At 45.9% G+C, this 16,271-nt stretch carries 14 protein-coding genes; 1 reads left to right on the plus strand and 13 read right to left on the minus strand.

Annotated features, from left to right (window positions below):
* Positions 1–50 precede the first annotated feature (50 nt).
* The 3 genes from NXZ84_RS06530 to recA form a co-directional block, all read right to left on the minus strand.
* Entirely contained in the window at positions 51–2,102 is a 2,052-nt protein-coding gene (locus tag NXZ84_RS06530) for an SBBP repeat-containing protein (RefSeq protein ID WP_258839463.1), read from the minus strand.
* Positions 2,103–2,268: 166 nt separating this feature from the next.
* Positions 2,269–2,916, minus strand: a complete 648-nt coding sequence (locus NXZ84_RS06535) for a regulatory protein RecX (RefSeq protein WP_258839464.1) — start codon at positions 2,914–2,916, stop codon at positions 2,269–2,271.
* Positions 2,917–2,945: 29 nt separating this feature from the next.
* Positions 2,946–4,016: a recombinase RecA gene (gene recA, locus NXZ84_RS06540; protein ID WP_258839465.1), complete on the minus strand. Its 1,071-nt coding sequence runs from the start codon at positions 4,014–4,016 to the stop codon at positions 2,946–2,948.
* Positions 4,017–4,203: 187 nt separating this feature from the next.
* On the opposite strand from recA, the gene NXZ84_RS06545 reads away from it, so the two are divergent.
* On the plus strand, positions 4,204–4,515 hold the full coding sequence (locus NXZ84_RS06545) for a metal-sulfur cluster assembly factor (protein WP_258839466.1): 312 nt from the start codon (positions 4,204–4,206) through the stop codon (positions 4,513–4,515).
* A 92-nt stretch (positions 4,516–4,607) separates the two neighbouring features.
* Here NXZ84_RS06545 and NXZ84_RS06550 read toward each other — a convergent pair whose 3' ends face one another.
* From NXZ84_RS06550 to ymfI, 10 genes are all read right to left on the minus strand, one after another.
* Entirely contained in the window at positions 4,608–6,605 is a 1,998-nt protein-coding gene (locus tag NXZ84_RS06550) for an SBBP repeat-containing protein (protein WP_258839467.1), read from the minus strand.
* A gap of 145 nt (positions 6,606–6,750) precedes the next feature.
* Entirely contained in the window at positions 6,751–8,334 is a 1,584-nt protein-coding gene (locus NXZ84_RS06555; RefSeq protein WP_258839468.1) for a DEAD/DEAH box helicase, read from the minus strand.
* On the minus strand, positions 8,321–9,583 hold the full coding sequence (locus NXZ84_RS06560) for a competence/damage-inducible protein A (RefSeq protein ID WP_258839469.1): 1,263 nt from the start codon (positions 9,581–9,583) through the stop codon (positions 8,321–8,323). The genes NXZ84_RS06555 and NXZ84_RS06560 overlap by 14 nt, the downstream gene beginning before the upstream one ends.
* Before the next feature lie 21 nt (positions 9,584–9,604).
* Positions 9,605–10,189, minus strand: coding sequence for a CDP-diacylglycerol--glycerol-3-phosphate 3-phosphatidyltransferase (pgsA, locus tag NXZ84_RS06565; RefSeq protein WP_258839470.1), 585 nt, complete (start codon positions 10,187–10,189; stop codon positions 9,605–9,607).
* A gap of 118 nt (positions 10,190–10,307) precedes the next feature.
* Positions 10,308–11,195: a helix-turn-helix domain-containing protein gene (locus tag NXZ84_RS06570; RefSeq protein WP_258839471.1), complete on the minus strand. Its 888-nt coding sequence runs from the start codon at positions 11,193–11,195 to the stop codon at positions 10,308–10,310.
* Positions 11,196–11,334: 139 nt separating this feature from the next.
* Complete coding sequence (locus NXZ84_RS06575; RefSeq protein ID WP_258839472.1) at positions 11,335–12,795, minus strand: helix-turn-helix domain-containing protein; 1,461 nt, start codon at positions 12,793–12,795, stop codon at positions 11,335–11,337.
* A gap of 24 nt (positions 12,796–12,819) precedes the next feature.
* Positions 12,820–13,989, minus strand: coding sequence for a helix-turn-helix domain-containing protein (locus NXZ84_RS06580; RefSeq protein ID WP_258839473.1), 1,170 nt, complete (start codon positions 13,987–13,989; stop codon positions 12,820–12,822).
* Between the two features lie 69 nt (positions 13,990–14,058).
* Positions 14,059–14,832, minus strand: coding sequence for a DUF3388 domain-containing protein (locus tag NXZ84_RS06585; RefSeq protein ID WP_258839474.1), 774 nt, complete (start codon positions 14,830–14,832; stop codon positions 14,059–14,061).
* Between the two features lie 240 nt (positions 14,833–15,072).
* Complete coding sequence (locus tag NXZ84_RS06590; RefSeq protein ID WP_258840354.1) at positions 15,073–15,318, minus strand: DUF3243 domain-containing protein; 246 nt, start codon at positions 15,316–15,318, stop codon at positions 15,073–15,075.
* 98 nt (positions 15,319–15,416) lie between these two features.
* Positions 15,417–16,178 (minus strand): elongation factor P 5-aminopentanone reductase, encoded by a 762-nt coding sequence (ymfI, locus tag NXZ84_RS06595; RefSeq protein WP_258839475.1) that lies wholly within the window; start codon positions 16,176–16,178, stop codon positions 15,417–15,419.
* Positions 16,179–16,271 lie beyond the last annotated feature (93 nt).

The raw sequence follows: 16,271 nt of genomic DNA on the forward strand, positions 1-16,271 counted from the left end.
TGTGTAATCATCCTCACTGCATCTACTTTTACCCTCGTAACGGGAAATGGCTACAGTCCCAGCTCTCCCTCACTCCCACCCCGCACCCCTCGTGGCCCCCGTGGCCCACGTCTCCCCCGTGCTCCCCGATTCCCTCTCGTTCCCGTAGCACCGGTTGCTCCCGTAGCTCCGGTTGCTCCGGTCGGACCTGTTGCTCCTACCGCAGACCGTAACCCTACCTTCGTCACAAATACATCATCATTACCTGCATTTTGCGACTGAAAAGCGTTCACTGTAACAGGAAAATTGGTAGATCCAGTACGCCCAGTAAAGTAGGCACTCTCCACATTATCGACCGCAACAGCATTTCCTCTATCATCTAGGCTCCCTCCCAGATACGATGAAAAAGAGATTCCTTGTCCAGAATAGCTCAACTGCGTCACAAAAGCATTACTATTACCAGATAAGCTGTCCTGAAATGCATCTGATGTAACAGGAAAATTAGTTGACATGGTTTCTCCTGTCACCCATGCTGACCCAAAGGAGTCAACCCCTAATCCAAATGCTCGATCAACCCCAAATCCTCCTAGGTAAGTAGAGTAAATAAGATGATCCCCTGATGGATTAACCTTGGTTATAAACACTGAGTTAAGACCTACTGCAGGGATTACGGTTTGAAATGCATTGTTGGTAATCGGAAAATTGGTTGACTGTGTCTGTCCTGTCACATATGCATTTCCGCCCCCATCTATATTAATTGCGAAAGCAGCATCGCTACCAAGACCACCTAAATAAGCGGAATACTGAAGGGATGAACCCACCGCGTTTAGCTTAGTAACAAAAGCATCTGACCCTCCTCCAAAAATGGTTTGAAATGCGGCTGTTGTAATCGGAAAATTGGTTGATTGAGTCACTCCCGTAATAAAAGCCTGACTATTTTCGTCAAGAACGATTCCTCTACCCGCATCCCCACCATTTCCCCCGATATAAGTGGAATAGAGAAGTGAAGTCCCTGTGGTATTTAGCTTTGTGACAAAAGCATCCGACGCTCCTCCAAAAATCGTTTGAAAAGCATTCGAGGTTATTGGGAAGTTGGTGGAGAGCGTTTCCCCTGTCACATAAGCATTATTCGTTTCATCAATCACAATCCCAAGTCCACGCTCTCTTCCTGATCCACCCAAATAAGTGGAATACACAAGCGAACTTCCTGTGGCATTTAATTTGCTAACAAAAGCATCGCTTGTCGTAGGTGCAGCTATCGGCATAGTCTGGAACGCGCCTGAGGTTACAGGAAAATCAGTAGAGAGAGTAATACCCGTCACATAAGTATTTCCAAGAGTATCTACTGCGATATCGGTTCCACCATCAATTAAACGACCTCCCAAGTAGGTAGAATAGAGAAGAGAACTTCCTGATTTATTAAACTTACTTATAAATACATCATCCAATCCAGCATTCATCGTCTGAAATACACCCGAGGTGACGGGAAAGTCAAGCGAACATGTGTCCCCAGTTATATAAGCACTCCGCGCTGAATCGACCGTAATACCATTTCCCTCATCTCCACCCGTTCCCCCCAAGTAAGTGGAGTAGAAAACGATAGGATCAATTAGCAGGAGGCAGTTAGGGTCATAATGGTCACCGTGAATTGTAAAACCAATTGTCCCATCATTATAGAGCTCAAATCCGGTTTCAATCATTTTCTTTTCTTGGTTTATCCACTGGAAACTAACTGGTTTCCTTTCACACAGAACGCCACACGAAGTATAGATCAACAAATCGCCATCTTCAGTCAACTTTACTTCGTCCCCGCCCTCATAACGCAAGCGAATATCCCCCAAACAAGCATCTGGATGCACGATTAGATCGTATTTTAGTTGCCTTTTCTTATCCATGAACACAACGTCAATCCCTGGCCACACGTTATCATAGACAACACGTTCAAATCCACTAACTTGCTCGTTACTCTTCTGCGGTACTATACCTTGACGTGTTTGCAAGAAACGTAGCATAATCGCAGCCTTCTCACACAAACGAAGTTGCACCCCTGTTGGGTAGAAAGTACACTTCATTCCCTGCTCAGCGATAGCATACTTTTTGCTTCGTACTATGTGCGTATCCACCTTCTCATCTCCCTCATCGCCTTACATCAGTTAATCCATCTATATGCCATTTTGCCCTATAGGTTCAAGATAGCGCTGGAGTCTACCTCGACGCATAATAACCTCACACAAACAAAGCAAATTCACCCTACTGAGGTAGGGTGAATTTGCTTTGTTTAAACTATCATTATTTTACTTGATGATTGTCTCGCAACTGTTGCATAATCTGAAATACATGGCTCGCAGAATAACCACGGCGTAACAAATAGCCACTCAAACGCCGTTCCACGGTTGGCCATGGCAGATGTGCCAACCGTGGATACCGTTTTTCAGCCATCATGAGTGCCATGTCCCATTCGTCTTCCTCTTCGATCTGCGCTACCGCCTGGTTGATCACTTCTATCGAGATCCCTTTACGCTCCAGTTCTTGACGCAACACGCGTTTTCCTAAACCCTTACTCTGCATCCGCTCCGCAACCCAGGCGGTAGCAAAGCGATCATCATCTATGTATCCATGATCGATACACTCGCTGATAATCTCCTCCACATGATGCTCCTCATACTCCTTCTGCAAAAGAAATCGACGCACTTCATGTGCTGTTCGCGGTTTATAGCTGAGATGACGAAGAGCAGATTGTCGCACTTGACTACGCTCTTCTGCTTCTCCAATCTGACCCCATTCCTCAGCACCTAGAGATAGGCCTTTACGCAAACCTTTTTTGACTAGCACTTCCTCATGAATAGTGCCCCAGTATACATCATCGCGATACAAGTGATATCGCTGCGTACGTCCTCGCTGCTTTTCAATTCGGGTAATCACGCCGTCTGTCGTCATGATCCCCATCCTCCCTGCTCACCTAACTCTTATTGCACATCGAGCGAAGCCTCTTTCTTCTTTCCTTTTTTCTTCTGCTCATCGCTCGTAGCTTCCACCGTTTGCGTTTCCGGTTGAATCAGCTGGTGATGCTCACGAATCTTACGTTCAATCTGCCCTGCGATCTCGACATGCTCTTTTAAAAACTGTTTCGCATTTTCACGTCCTTGTCCCAAGCGCTCACCTGAAAAGGAGTACCAAGAACCACTCTTATCCACAATATCGAGATCGCTACCGATATCGAGAATACTTCCCTCTTTCGAGATTCCTTCACCGTACATAATATCTACTTCCGCTTGTTTAAACGGTGGTGCTACCTTATTTTTCACTACCTTGATGCGTGTGCGATTCCCTACCATATCTTGACCTTGCTTAATGGTTTCCGCACGTCGTACGTCCAAGCGAACACTCGAATAAAACTTAAGTGCTCGTCCACCTGGAGTTGTTTCCGGGTTCCCGAACATCACGCCTACTTTTTCACGTAGTTGGTTAATAAAAATAGCAATCGTTTTCGACTTGCTAATCGCACCGGATAGTTTACGCAATGCCTGTGACATCAAGCGCGCTTGCAGCCCCACGTGCGAGTCTCCCATCTCACCCTCGATCTCTGCTTTGGGAACCAGCGCTGCAACGGAGTCAACCACAATAATATCCACAGCACCGCTACGCACCAATGCTTCTGATATCTCTAATGCTTGCTCCCCAGTGTCCGGTTGAGAAAGTAGTAATTCGCTTATGTTGACACCTAATTTACGTGCATATACAGGATCAAGAGCATGCTCAGCATCAATAAAAGCTGCTTGACCACCAGCGCGCTGAACCTCTGCGATCGCATGAAGAGCGACGGTTGTCTTACCAGATGATTCTGGACCATATACTTCAATAATTCGCCCACGCGGATATCCACCAATCCCTAGAGCAATATCTACAGCTAGAGAACCACTCGGAATGGTCTCTACTGGAGGGAAAGAATCCTCCCCCATCTTCATAATGGACCCTTTACCAAACTGCTTTTCGATCTGCCGTAACGCCATATCTAATGCTTGTTTACGATCCGACATCCCATTCCACTTCCTCTCGATCTCTTCTATCAATCTATATATTCATCATACATGGTTTTTCTCTGCCTGCCAAGGTTGTTTACGAACATTTATTCGATTATTTTTCTACCTATTTTAACCCACTCGCGCATATGGTACAGTAAAGAAGAGCAGGAAGAACCTTTTGCAAAAAATGAGGTGGACCACAATGGATAAAGAAAAACAAGAAGAGATGATTATGGAAGCACTGGAAGAGGTTATTGATCCAGAGCTAAATATTGATATTATCAACCTTGGTCTTGTCTACGGTGTAGATGTAGAAGAGGATGGAAAAGCAAAAGTTACGATGACACTGACAGCGATGGGATGCCCACTAGCCGGTATGATCCAAGAGATGGTAACACAAGCCGTTACCAAAGTTGACGGTGTAAAAGAAGTAGAAGTTGAAATTGTATGGAACCCGCCATGGTCTAAAGATAGAATGTCCCGCTATGCCAAAATGGCGCTAGGCATTCATTAAGTAATAGCGAGGCCGTCTGCTTGGCACAGTGCCAAGCAGACGGCCTCTTTCGTCTTCTGCCGCCCCATGTCCAGGTAACACCACTTTAAGAGTCAACGTTCATTCGATCCCGAGATCCCTCTTGCCCCCCTCGCCCCACGTGGGCCCCGTTCACCTGTAGCCCCCGTCGGTCCCGTCGCCCCGCGCACAGCCTGCCCAGGAAAGACCAGACTAAACAAAAATGCATCCGCATTCCCACCAAACTGTTGCTGAACCGCATCTAGCGACACAGGAAAGTTTGCTGACGAAGTAAACCCGGTCATATATACGTTTCTAAACTCATCCACTACAATATCTTCACCCGCCTCAGATGCGATTCCACCTAAGTATGAGGAATAGGTTAAGCCTGATCCGATAGAACTTACCTGAGCGATAAAAGCATTTTGCGACCCTCTTCGACGACTCTGAAACGCATCCGGGGTAACAGGGAAATTTTCTGATTGGGTCAAACCCGAAATCCAGGCATTTTGAAAAGAGTCTAACGCAATACTTAAGCCATCATCAATCCCTCCGCCACCTAGATAAGAAGAATAGAGCAACGCTGATCCTGTTCGATTGAACTTACTGACGAACCCATCTACATTTCCCCCAAAATTGGGTTGAAAAGCACGTTCAGTGGGAAAAGCAGTCGATGATGTACAACCGGTAACATAGGCATTCCCATCGGAATCGATGGAGATGCCATGCCCCTCTGTGATATCGATAAAGTTGTTCCCACCTAAAAATGTAGAATAGAGAAGGGTGGTCGCAGTTGCATTTATTTTAGAGATGAAAGCAGAAGAAATTCCTCCTAGTTGCGTTTGAAACGCACCGGCTGTAACAGGGAAATTACTGGCCAGTGTACCTCCAGTCACATAAACATTCCCGCTATCATCAAGAGCAAGCGCACTTATCAATTGCGTCTCATCACTCCCACCTAGATAGGTGGAGTACAACAAAGAGGAGCCTCTAGCATTAAATTTACTAATCGTACCCGCGAAATTAGGGGACTGGCCAGTAAAACTGGTTTGGATCACGCCTGATGTAACTGGAAACTCCTTCGAACTACTCGCTCCGGCTACATAAGCGTTCCCTTCCGCATCCACTTTAATGTCTGCCCCTTGTGTCACCCCATTTGCTCCTCCAAGAAATGTAGAATAAAGAAGGGAACTCCCGCTTGCGTTTAGCTTGGTCACAAACGCATCTGAACCCGCTAGTTTACTTTGAAACGCTCCAGAGGTAATAGGGAAATTAGGGGATTGTGTCGTCCCTGTCACATAAGCCCTTTGCTCCTCATCCACTTCAATCCCACATCCAAAATCTACTCCTATTCCTCCTAAATAAGTAGAGTAAAGCAGGGACGATCCTCCTGGGTTCACTTTTGTAATAAAAGCATCTGAACCTCCACGCAAACGAGTTTGAAATGAACCCGAAGTAACTGGAAAATCATTAGAAAAGGTGCGTCCTGTTACATACGCGTTCCCTTCTAAATCGACGGCAATGCTTTTCCCCGAATCAAACTCAGTCCCTCCCAAATAGCTAGAATAACGTACCACTGGATCAATCAAGAGAGGACGCTTTTGATCGTATTCTCCGTTTGGTTCAAACCCAATACTGCCATCTGAACGAACATTATATTGAACAGCTACGATCTGTTTAGACAAAGAGTGATCAAACTGCATAGCAACCGGGATTTCCTCGATGAATACCCCTGTGTTGGTTGCAATACACAGCCTTCCTTCCTCATCGAGGTAAGGAGCCTCTTCACTTTCAAAAGAAAACTGAATTGCCCCTAATCCCTCTGAGTCCGCCTGTATGACCCAATCTGATTTCCAACCAATTGCCGTACGATAATACCATAAGTCAACCCCTCGCCAGAGTGAAGAATAAAGTACTTCTCCCCTGCTACTCTTCGTTCGACTTACACCTTCGCTTCCAATAAATCGCATTCTAACCATAGCACCCGTCACTAGATCTTCATATCCCACACTATCTTCATAAAAATGTACACATACTGCTTTCAAACCCATCTGTTGAGTGGCTACATCTTCTTCATAAAATAAATCTTTCATCTCTACCCTCCATTCTCCATTACACTGTAATTTATGCCGACCATAAGCTACGTGTTTCATTTTCAGAGGATATAAACTACCTAACCTGGAGAAATAAAAAAACTGCCTTTCCACTATCTAATGAGTGGAAAGGCAGTTTTTTTTGTTAGGAACGCTCACGCGGGCGTGCAGGTTCTAAATTGACGCGTGCACCATTGATACGCGTTTGCCGTAAAGCTTCAAAGACAAACGGAGCAGCCTCTTCTGGAACTTCTACAAAAGAGAAGCGATCATAGATGTTGATTCGCCCTACCTCTTTCGCTTCAATACCCGCCTGATCTGCAATCGCTTGAACCAATTCCCTTGGACGAATATCGGCATTGCGACCCACATTGATAAAGAAACGAACCATCCCCGGAGATGCACCCGTTTCCCCGAAGTTATAATTGGCATCAGTTTCGCTGGTAAAGCGATCAGCAAACGCGAGATGAAGTGCCGCGATCGCAATCTGTTCTGGATTATAGCGGGTCGATAGCTCTTTTACCATACTGTCAAAGATCGGATATTCTTGATCTGACTTCATGGTCTCCTCTAAACGAGCACCCCATGCCTCTTGTTGCTTCTCTGCTACTTCTTCCAAGGTAGGTAGCGAGCGCACCTTCAAACGGAATCCCACTTCTTGCTCAATACTGCGTAACTGTTTCGTCTCGCGTGGAGTAACCAGCGTAAGGGCTTTCCCTGTTCGGCCAGCGCGCCCTGTACGACCAATGCGATGCACATAGCTTTCCGCATCTTGCGGAATATCATAGTTAATTACGTGCGAAACATTACCGACATCTATCCCACGGGCAGCTACATCGGTGGCGATCAACAAATCAATCTCGCGTCGACGAAAGGCATTCATAACGCGATCACGTTGAGGTTGCGCTAAATCACCATGCAATCCCCCCGCAAGGTAACCACGTGCCGACAAAGAATCAGCCAGTTCATCTACACCTTTTTTCGTCCGGCAGAAGACGATCCCTAAACCAACATCCTCACTATCTAACAAGCGACAAAGCCCATCTAGCTTCCCGCTGTCTAACACTTTATACACCACTTGCTCAATTACAGGTGCCGTCACTTCTCCCCGGTTCACAGTGATATAGCGCGGCTTACGCATATACTTTTGCGCCAAGGAGCGAATAGCACGTGGCATCGTCGCTGAAAAGAGCAGCAGCTGGCGTTGATTGGGCAAATATTTCATTACATCCTCAATATCGTCAACAAAACCCATATCCAGCATTTCATCGGCTTCATCTAGCACCATAATCTCCACATCATCTAGCTTCAAAGTCCCCCGCCGCAGATGATCGAGCACACGACCAGGCGTTCCGATCACAATATGAACACCTTGTTTTAATACTTTAATCTGATGACCGATGGATTGTCCTCCATATACGGGCAACGTGCGTACATTTTTTTTACGACCAATACGTTGGATCTGCTCTGATACTTGGATCGCCAATTCCCGCGTTGGCGCCAAAATGAGGCTTTGTACCACCCGCCGCTCTACATCCACATGATCGAGGATAGGAATGCCGAAGGCAGCCGTCTTACCTGTACCTGTCTGTGCCTGCCCAATCACATCTTCACCACGAAGAACGATCGGAATGCATTGCTCTTGAATGGGAGACGGCTCCTCAAAGCCCATCTCCTTCACACCTTGTAATACCTGCTCATCTAATTCGAACATCTCAAATGACTTCATGCATGTCTACACCTTTCTGTATACGTTCCATTAAGATAAATAAAGCATAATTTGCGGCACGACGCTGTATGGAGCGCCGCGTACCCCGCAGTGCGAGCTGATATATCACTGCCTTCCTTCCTGTTTCCGCAAGTCCGATATATACAGTCCCCACTTCTTTTCCTTCAACAGAATCTGGCCCTGCCACTCCTGTGATCGAAATAGCCACATCTGCGTTAATTCGTGCACATGCTTCTTCGGCAAGATCTGCTGCCACTTCTCCACTTACTGCACCATACTGTTGCAGCCGACTTTTACTTACACCCAGAAGTTGATGCTTCGCCTCGTTGGTGTAACAAACAATCCCTCCACGCAGTACCTTACTACTTCCTGGGACACTAGTCACAGCTTGAGCCAGTAACCCACCAGTACAACTTTCCGCCAGTGCTAAAGTTAATTGACGTCTCTCCAATTCCTCTACCACTTTTTGCTCTAGCGACTCGTCATCTTCTCCATAGCAGTATGCACCCACCCGTTCCAAAATCGCTTGCCGAACGGGAGCAATAAGTGAAGTCGCTTCTTCTATACTTGTTGCTTTTGCTGTTAGACGCAGCGTAACTCCATCCTCTTTGGCTAGGGGTGCAATTGTCGGATTGGATTGCGCTTTGATAAGATCGCCCACTTCTTCCTCCAAATGGGATTCACCAATCGCATAAAAACGTAGTACCTTGGAGTGAACAACATGTGCCTGGGGCAGCAGTCCTACCAGATATGGGCGAACTGTGCGCTCAAACATCGCTTTCAATTCATGGGGTGGACCTGGCATCAAAATATAGGTAACACCTTTATGTGTCACCCCCATACCAGGGGCGGTTCCACGCCGGTTTTCAAAAACTATACCATCTTTAAACATTAATGCCTGTTTGCGGTTTGCAGGTGGCATCGTGCGCCCAAATTTACGAAACATCGTCTCAATCCGTTCCAATGATGGCGCATGCTCCACCAATGGAATGTTAAGCATTGCTGCCACAGCCTCTTTTGTAAGATCATCCTCGGTAGGTCCCAATCCGCCTGTCAGAATCACTAAGTCAGAACGTGAGGAAGCAAGCATAAGAATGTCTTCCAGCCGCTTTTGATTATCTCCGACCGTTGTATGATAATACATATCAATCCCAAGCTCAGATAGCGCCTGTGAGAGATAGGCGGCATGTGTATCCACAATTTGTCCAAGCAGAAGCTCCGTGCCAACTGCTATAATTTCTGCTCGCATATCATCTTCCCTTCCCGTACATTATTTCGATTTTGAAAAGCGAATAACCCCTCTGTTCTTATAAAAGTAATCCACACCGGAAATGACAGTTATGATTACAGCCAACCAAATCAAAATCTCACTGAAGGGAACAGCAAAGTAGGAAAAAGGAAAGTTATTTAAAATCAATGCAGCAATAGCAACAATTTGGATGATTGTTTTTAATTTGCCCAACGGACTAGCAGCGATCACTTGCCCTTCAGCAGCAGCAACTAAGCGTAGGCCCGTCACGGAAAATTCACGACTAATGATCACAATCGCCACCCACGCATCCAGTCTCTGCATCTCTACCAAAGAGATGAGCGCTGCTGTAATTAGAAGTTTGTCCGCCAATGGGTCTAAAAACTTCCCTAAGTTCGTCACAATCTTTCTTTTGCGTGCAATATAACCATCCAAGCCATCTGTCGCAGCGGCTAGTATAAAGATGAACGCTGCTATGATCTCATTTAGCGAAATTGCTTCTTTCCCTATGTAAACCTGACCGAAATCATAGCTTACCAGCAAAAAGAACATCACTACAGGCACTAGGAAGATACGGGCTAACGTAATGCGATTGGCCAGATTCACAGCAGGAGCCCCCCTTCGCAGGACATTACCATATTCATTTCCTCCACAACCATTAAATCAATCTGCTACAAGTATAAGCGAGGCCTTTTATACGTGTCAAAACAGCAGAGCCTTTAGTTTAATTCTCACCCTGCTGCTTCTCATCTGCACGTTTCAATTGAAAAGCTTGTGCTTTCGAGTATCCGCTAGTATCAATACCAACACCATTTACAACCAGCTCTACTTGATCTGGGCGTTCCATATAGATCGAGACCCATTCATCATGGGCAAAACTTTTTGATGTACCTTTATTCATCGTTGTTTCTTCCGTAATTTCTTCTGTTGGCCCCCCTGCCCGATATCGGATGAGAACATCTTTTTTCGCCTTCACGTCCACCTGAACCGTTTTCACATTTCGCACAACATACTCGTCACCATACTGATTTAGTTCAGCAGGTTTAACCAATTCCAACTGTGCGTCTGTCGCCAGGTCACCTTCAGCTTCTACACTCTGGTCAGTTTTAACAGGGGCGGAAACTGACTCTTCATCCTTTGCGCCAGAGGTAGCATCAACGACTTCTTTAGGCTGATCAGATCCTAACCAATACAGCGCTCCTGTTGCAGATAAAATAAGAACAACGGTTGTAAGCCCACCAATCACCCACCATCTCAGACGATTCGTCTGCCACGACTCTCGGATCATCGAAATCAGGGCCTGGCCCATAACCTTCGTCTTATGACCTCGAGTCCGCGCTTGTACACGTTCGGATCGAGTCCGCACCAGATCATTTCCATCCTGATGCCTAGCATCTGTTCGCTGTTCGTCATACTCCGAAAAAAGGTCATCTGCATCCACACCCACATGTTGAGCGTAAGAAAGCAAATACAGGCGAGCTTTAGCTGGGGGGAGCTCATCCCAACTACCCGCTTCAATCGCCTTTATATATTGGAGCGGGATCTTTGTTTCTTTATGTATCCCTTCCAAGCTTAATCCACTACGCTTCCGTACCTCGTTTAACTCTAGCATGAATCTCATCCCCCATGATGACTTCGGTTAAAAAGGGCGGTAAACCAGCATATTGCTTAAGAAGATGAGTTCCCTTAAGTCATTTCAGTATACCTTACCCCTATATTCCATGTCAAAAAAGCTCCCGTCTAAGGGAGCATTATTTGAGGTGTTTAATGTTTAGTTTCTTATTAGGTTCGGAAGAAGATAGTTCTACTGGGACTCCGCCCACCTTCACTTCCTTTAAACCTGAAGTGTTACCAAATTCAATCCAAATCTCATCGTTATCAAAGGTAAACACTTCTTTATCGTTAGATCCTACCTTCTTATCTGCTAATATTCCTGCCCGATTTACCAGCTCTTCAAATTCACGAATCTGTATCCACACAGCTGATTCGGTTTCAACGACAACTTCGATGTTATCTGTTCCAGATAGTTCATATACATCAGGCTCACCTTCTCCTGAGGAAACCTTCGTCAGAACACCTTTTGTTCCCGACTCTTCTTGTGGAGTTGAGCCTTCCTTTTCATCACTCTTCTCATCACTTGCCTCAGCTGCAGAATCTGCCTCCGGAGATTTTTTACTATCGTCACCTAACAGCTGCAGCCCAACAAAAATCGCAGCGGGAATTAGAAGTAATATACCAATAAGCAAGATACGATTAAAAGTAGATTCAAACCAGGAACTTTTTTTCTTTTTCTGCGGGTTTTCCATCAGCATCAAGCTTTCAGCTGTAGAAGAGCCTCCACCTGCACGTGTGCGACGATCCCCTTCAGAGATCGCTCTTTGCTTGGCCGTACGCGATAATGTCTGTGGAAGCGGTTCCTCATCCTGCTTAGTGGGTTCCTCTTTACTGGCGGCTACCTCTGCTCGCCCTCGAGAAAGTTGTTGAGAAGGTGTTTGTTCCTTTTCAATCCGGCTACGCAAAGAAAGATCCTCTTGTTTTTCTTGATCATCTTTGCGACTACGTGACGGCAAACCCACCTCTTCTGGGCGGGGCAGATCTGTTGGCATTTGCACCCGGCGGGTATTCATTGTGGATTGAGGCACGGCTTCTTTTTCTTTGCGGGATGGGATCTCATCTTTAGGTGTAACCGGTTCCATCCTCCGTGTAGATGAAGCAGCTGTAGATTCTTCCTGTTCCCGTTTCGGTGGGGTTTGGTTTAACTCATCACTCACAATACGGTTCGACCGAGCCTGTGTTCTCGATCTACCCTCCACCAGAGGAGAAGAAGGCGACTCTGTTCTCTTTTCTTCCTGAATGACCTGCTTCTCCTCGGGTACTGCTGGTCGAGAGCCTGGATCCATACGTCTCTGATTGCGCTTTACTCTGCCTGCACGCGAGTTCCCCGCCAAAGGGGGTTCACTTTCACCACGTATACGCTGTTGTTCACTCACGCGGTACTGGCGCAAGACCGTTTGTGGTTCCACTCCAACAGCATTAGCGTAGGAGCGTAAATAGGAACGCGCGTAAAAAGGACTGGGCAATTCTTCAAACCGTCCTTCTTCAATTATCATCAGCTCTGACGGTTGTATGCGAGTTTGTTCTGCTAATTCTTCTACTGACAGCCCCATCGCTTCTCTTGCCCGTCTGAGCCGGAGACCGATTTCATCTGACACCCGGCCCACCTCCCTAGTCGTTCATTATTTCTTCACTAGTTTGATTCGATAGCTCTTTGGCAGATCGTCCGCCGTCGTATCAATTTCATGACCATTTACTTCAATCTTTGTATCGGATGGTTTAGTAACACGGAACCAGATGAAATCATCCTTTTTCAGCTCTCTTTTCTTCCCTGTTTCCAAACTGAAATTTTCATCGGTTTCGTTAACATTGTCCCCAAAACGAACGCTAACATCCTCTGTTCCTTCCATACGGATACTAACAACAATCTCACTCTCACCTTTTAGCTCGTATAAAACACCTTCAGCATCTGAGTCCCCATACTCTTTTTGCACGAGTCCCTTCTCAGCAACCTTTTCAGCGCTTGCGGTTCCAGTGGAGTCTGATTTAGCCGCCTTGGTCTGCGAATCAGCTGCTACCACTTGTTCTTTTTTCGCTGACTCTTCATCTCCACCTAATTGTGAAACACCAAAGATCGTCGCTGGAATCAAGAGTGCTGCAGCTACAATACCAGCCCAAACCCCTTTGCTCAGCTTCGGTTTTTTCACATTCATCATCGCTGACACGGTAGAGGAACGTTCAGATGATAAAGGTCCCTTGCCATTATCGGTCACAGGGACATGTCGACCTGTACTACGAGAGAGAGGTGCTTTCCCTGCTACTTTTGTCTGTTCGATACTCACGGTGTTTCGTTTACCCGAATTGGTAACACCTGCTGGATTATCCACAGGTTGTTGTGCTTTCAGTCTCGTCGTATCCTGCACAACAGGGTGACGTTGACTACGGGAAAGCGATTGCGTCGTATCTTGTAGAGGTTGTTGCGGCCTTCTCATCCGCTTTGTTTCTTGCGAGCTTGTCCGTGAACGTTGTGGAGGAGTATCGGCTCTACCTCCACGCTCCCGCCCTGTGGCCGCACGGGGAGCTTGTGATGATTCTCGTTGTGGACCCGTCTCCGGTTGCCCACTATCCATTTTATCATAACGGTCTAGAAACGGCTCTGCATCCAACCCTAAGCTATGTGCATATGAGCGTAAAAATGCTCGTACATAAAATGGGCTCGGAAGCAATTCAAATTGATCCTGCTCTAACGCTTGTAAATATTCTAAATGTATCTTCGTCATTCTCTGCACATCGTTTAACGTTAATCCCATCGACTCCCTAGCTTGTTTCAGCTGAACTCCAATTCCTGACATCAGCTGCACCCCCTGATTATATTCTTTAAATCCCCATTACTCTTACTGTCTATATCTCTTATATACACTTTAACTTATATCAAAAGCAGAGAAGCCAGTATCTAGCAACTCATAAGTGATTTCTTCATCTGGATGATTGCGCAACTCAATGAAATAATCAAAATCATCCAATTCATATTCTGTCTCTCTCACAAAGATATCAGGATGCTCAATCACTTTTGTTGCCTGCATCCGAATAATTTCACGGACTAGCATATGGTGCCGCTCGGTTGAGCGGAGTGTGGACACAATTCCGTCAATGATGTAAACATTGTCGGGAACCATCTCATCATCAGCCAACTGACTGCGAATCGTTTGTCGCAAGAGCGTGGATGAAACAAAAGTCCAGCGCTTGTTGGCACACACACTAGAGGCAACGATCGATTCCGTTTTCCCAACCCGGGGCATTCCTCGCACACCTATTAGCTGATGCCCTTTCTTTTGAAAAATCTCAGCTAAAAAGTCTACTAATAGGCCCAATTCATCACGTGTAAATCGGTAGGTGCGCTTATCTTCTAAACAACGATCCAAATAACGACCGTGGCGTACTGCCATGCGGTCAATCAGTGTCGGTGGACGCATAGCGGTGATGGTTATATTATCTATTCGATTCAGGATTTGCTTTAATGCGTGAATTTTCTCGCGATCATCCGTTCGCAAGAGCATCCCACGGCGTTGGTTCTCCACTCCATTAATCGTCAAGATATTGATGGAGAGCATTCCAAGGATCGAAGCGATGTCGCCCAAAAGACCGGGACGATTCTTGTGAATGTGGTACTCCAAATACCAGTCGTGTCCGCCCAAGAAAGTCACACCTTTCAAGCCATAGACGTAGTAAGTATTTATATAATAGTATAGCATATGTTAGTCAATAAGCGAACCCTCGGTGTAAGAAAACCTTGCAAAATAAGCGAAAGAGCACATCTATAAGACATGTGGATATAATATAATAGAATTTTCTTAATGTAAAGGATAATAGAGAAAAGCGAGTAATTCTGCGACTTTCACAGGATCACTCGCTTTTAAATCACTCATCGCCTTTTGCTAATGTTTAACTAATTTTACCATTAAATTTGCGATTGTATGTTGTTCTTCTTCCGAGGCAACATCCCACAACTCTTTTAATACCCGTTCTTGGTGGTTTTTGGGATCTACCCCTTTAGCAAGATAATCACCCAATTGATATGCCATATTACTAATCGTTTCGTTATCTACACCCAACGATTCCGCCTGATCCAGACGATCATTCAAAAAGCTTTTCCACTCCTGAAAATTTTCTAGGACAGACATGTTTTTTCCTCCTTCTGCAAACAAGCTTGGATTAAGCCTTCTAAAGGTAATATGTCCGCGTTCCCACTTCCCTATACATTCCCCTGCATCCACCAAAATCAGGGGTACCATCCTCCATTTATATGCAAGACTTGCCCTGTCACATAGCCTGCTCTTCGCTCACATAAGTACGCAATCATTTCCGCCACTTCATTCGCCTCCCCTAATCGACCCAAGGGAATCTCCTCGGCTAACATGTGCTGCTCCACATCGTTTAAATGATTGGTTACCATATCTGTAGCAATCGCCCCAGGTGCGACTGCATTGACGGTGATCGCAGAGGGTGCTAACTCTTTAGCAAGTGATCGCACCAGCCCATTAATTGCTCCCTTCGCTGTCGAATACAACACTTCTCCCGCACCGCCTGCTTCTGCCCAAATAGAGGATAAAAGAATGATACGCCCGTACTGGTTGCGGATCATATCATTTACAACTTGTTGAATAAGATAGATCGCCCCTCGCACATGCACATTCATCATCTCTTCATACTCTTCCTCCGTCACATCTTGAATCAAACCGACACGTGAAATTCCAGCGCAATGAATCAATACCATAGGAAGACTTCCCATCTCCCACTTTATGGCTCGCATTCCCCGCTCTACATCCTCTTTTCTACATACATCCATCTGCACCGCCACTGCCCTTACACCATATGTTTTGCATTCCTGTATAACACGTTGAGCATCAGACTGGGCTGTCCGAAAACCGATCGCAATATCAAAACCGGACTGTGCCAACTTTACTGCTGTGGCTGCGCCAATGCCCCTACTCCCACCTGAAATGAAAACAACTTCCCGCTCTTTAACTAACCCCATTTCCATACGCTACAAACTGTAAGGAATGTAACGCTTTCACCTCCATCACATTACTTTCGTACCTAAAGTCCACAAAAAAGAGCTGTCACCTTGTAACGT

The sequence above is a fragment of the Mechercharimyces sp. CAU 1602 genome (genome assembly GCF_024753565.1).
Classification (GTDB): domain Bacteria; phylum Bacillota; class Bacilli; order Thermoactinomycetales; family JANTPT01; genus Mechercharimyces.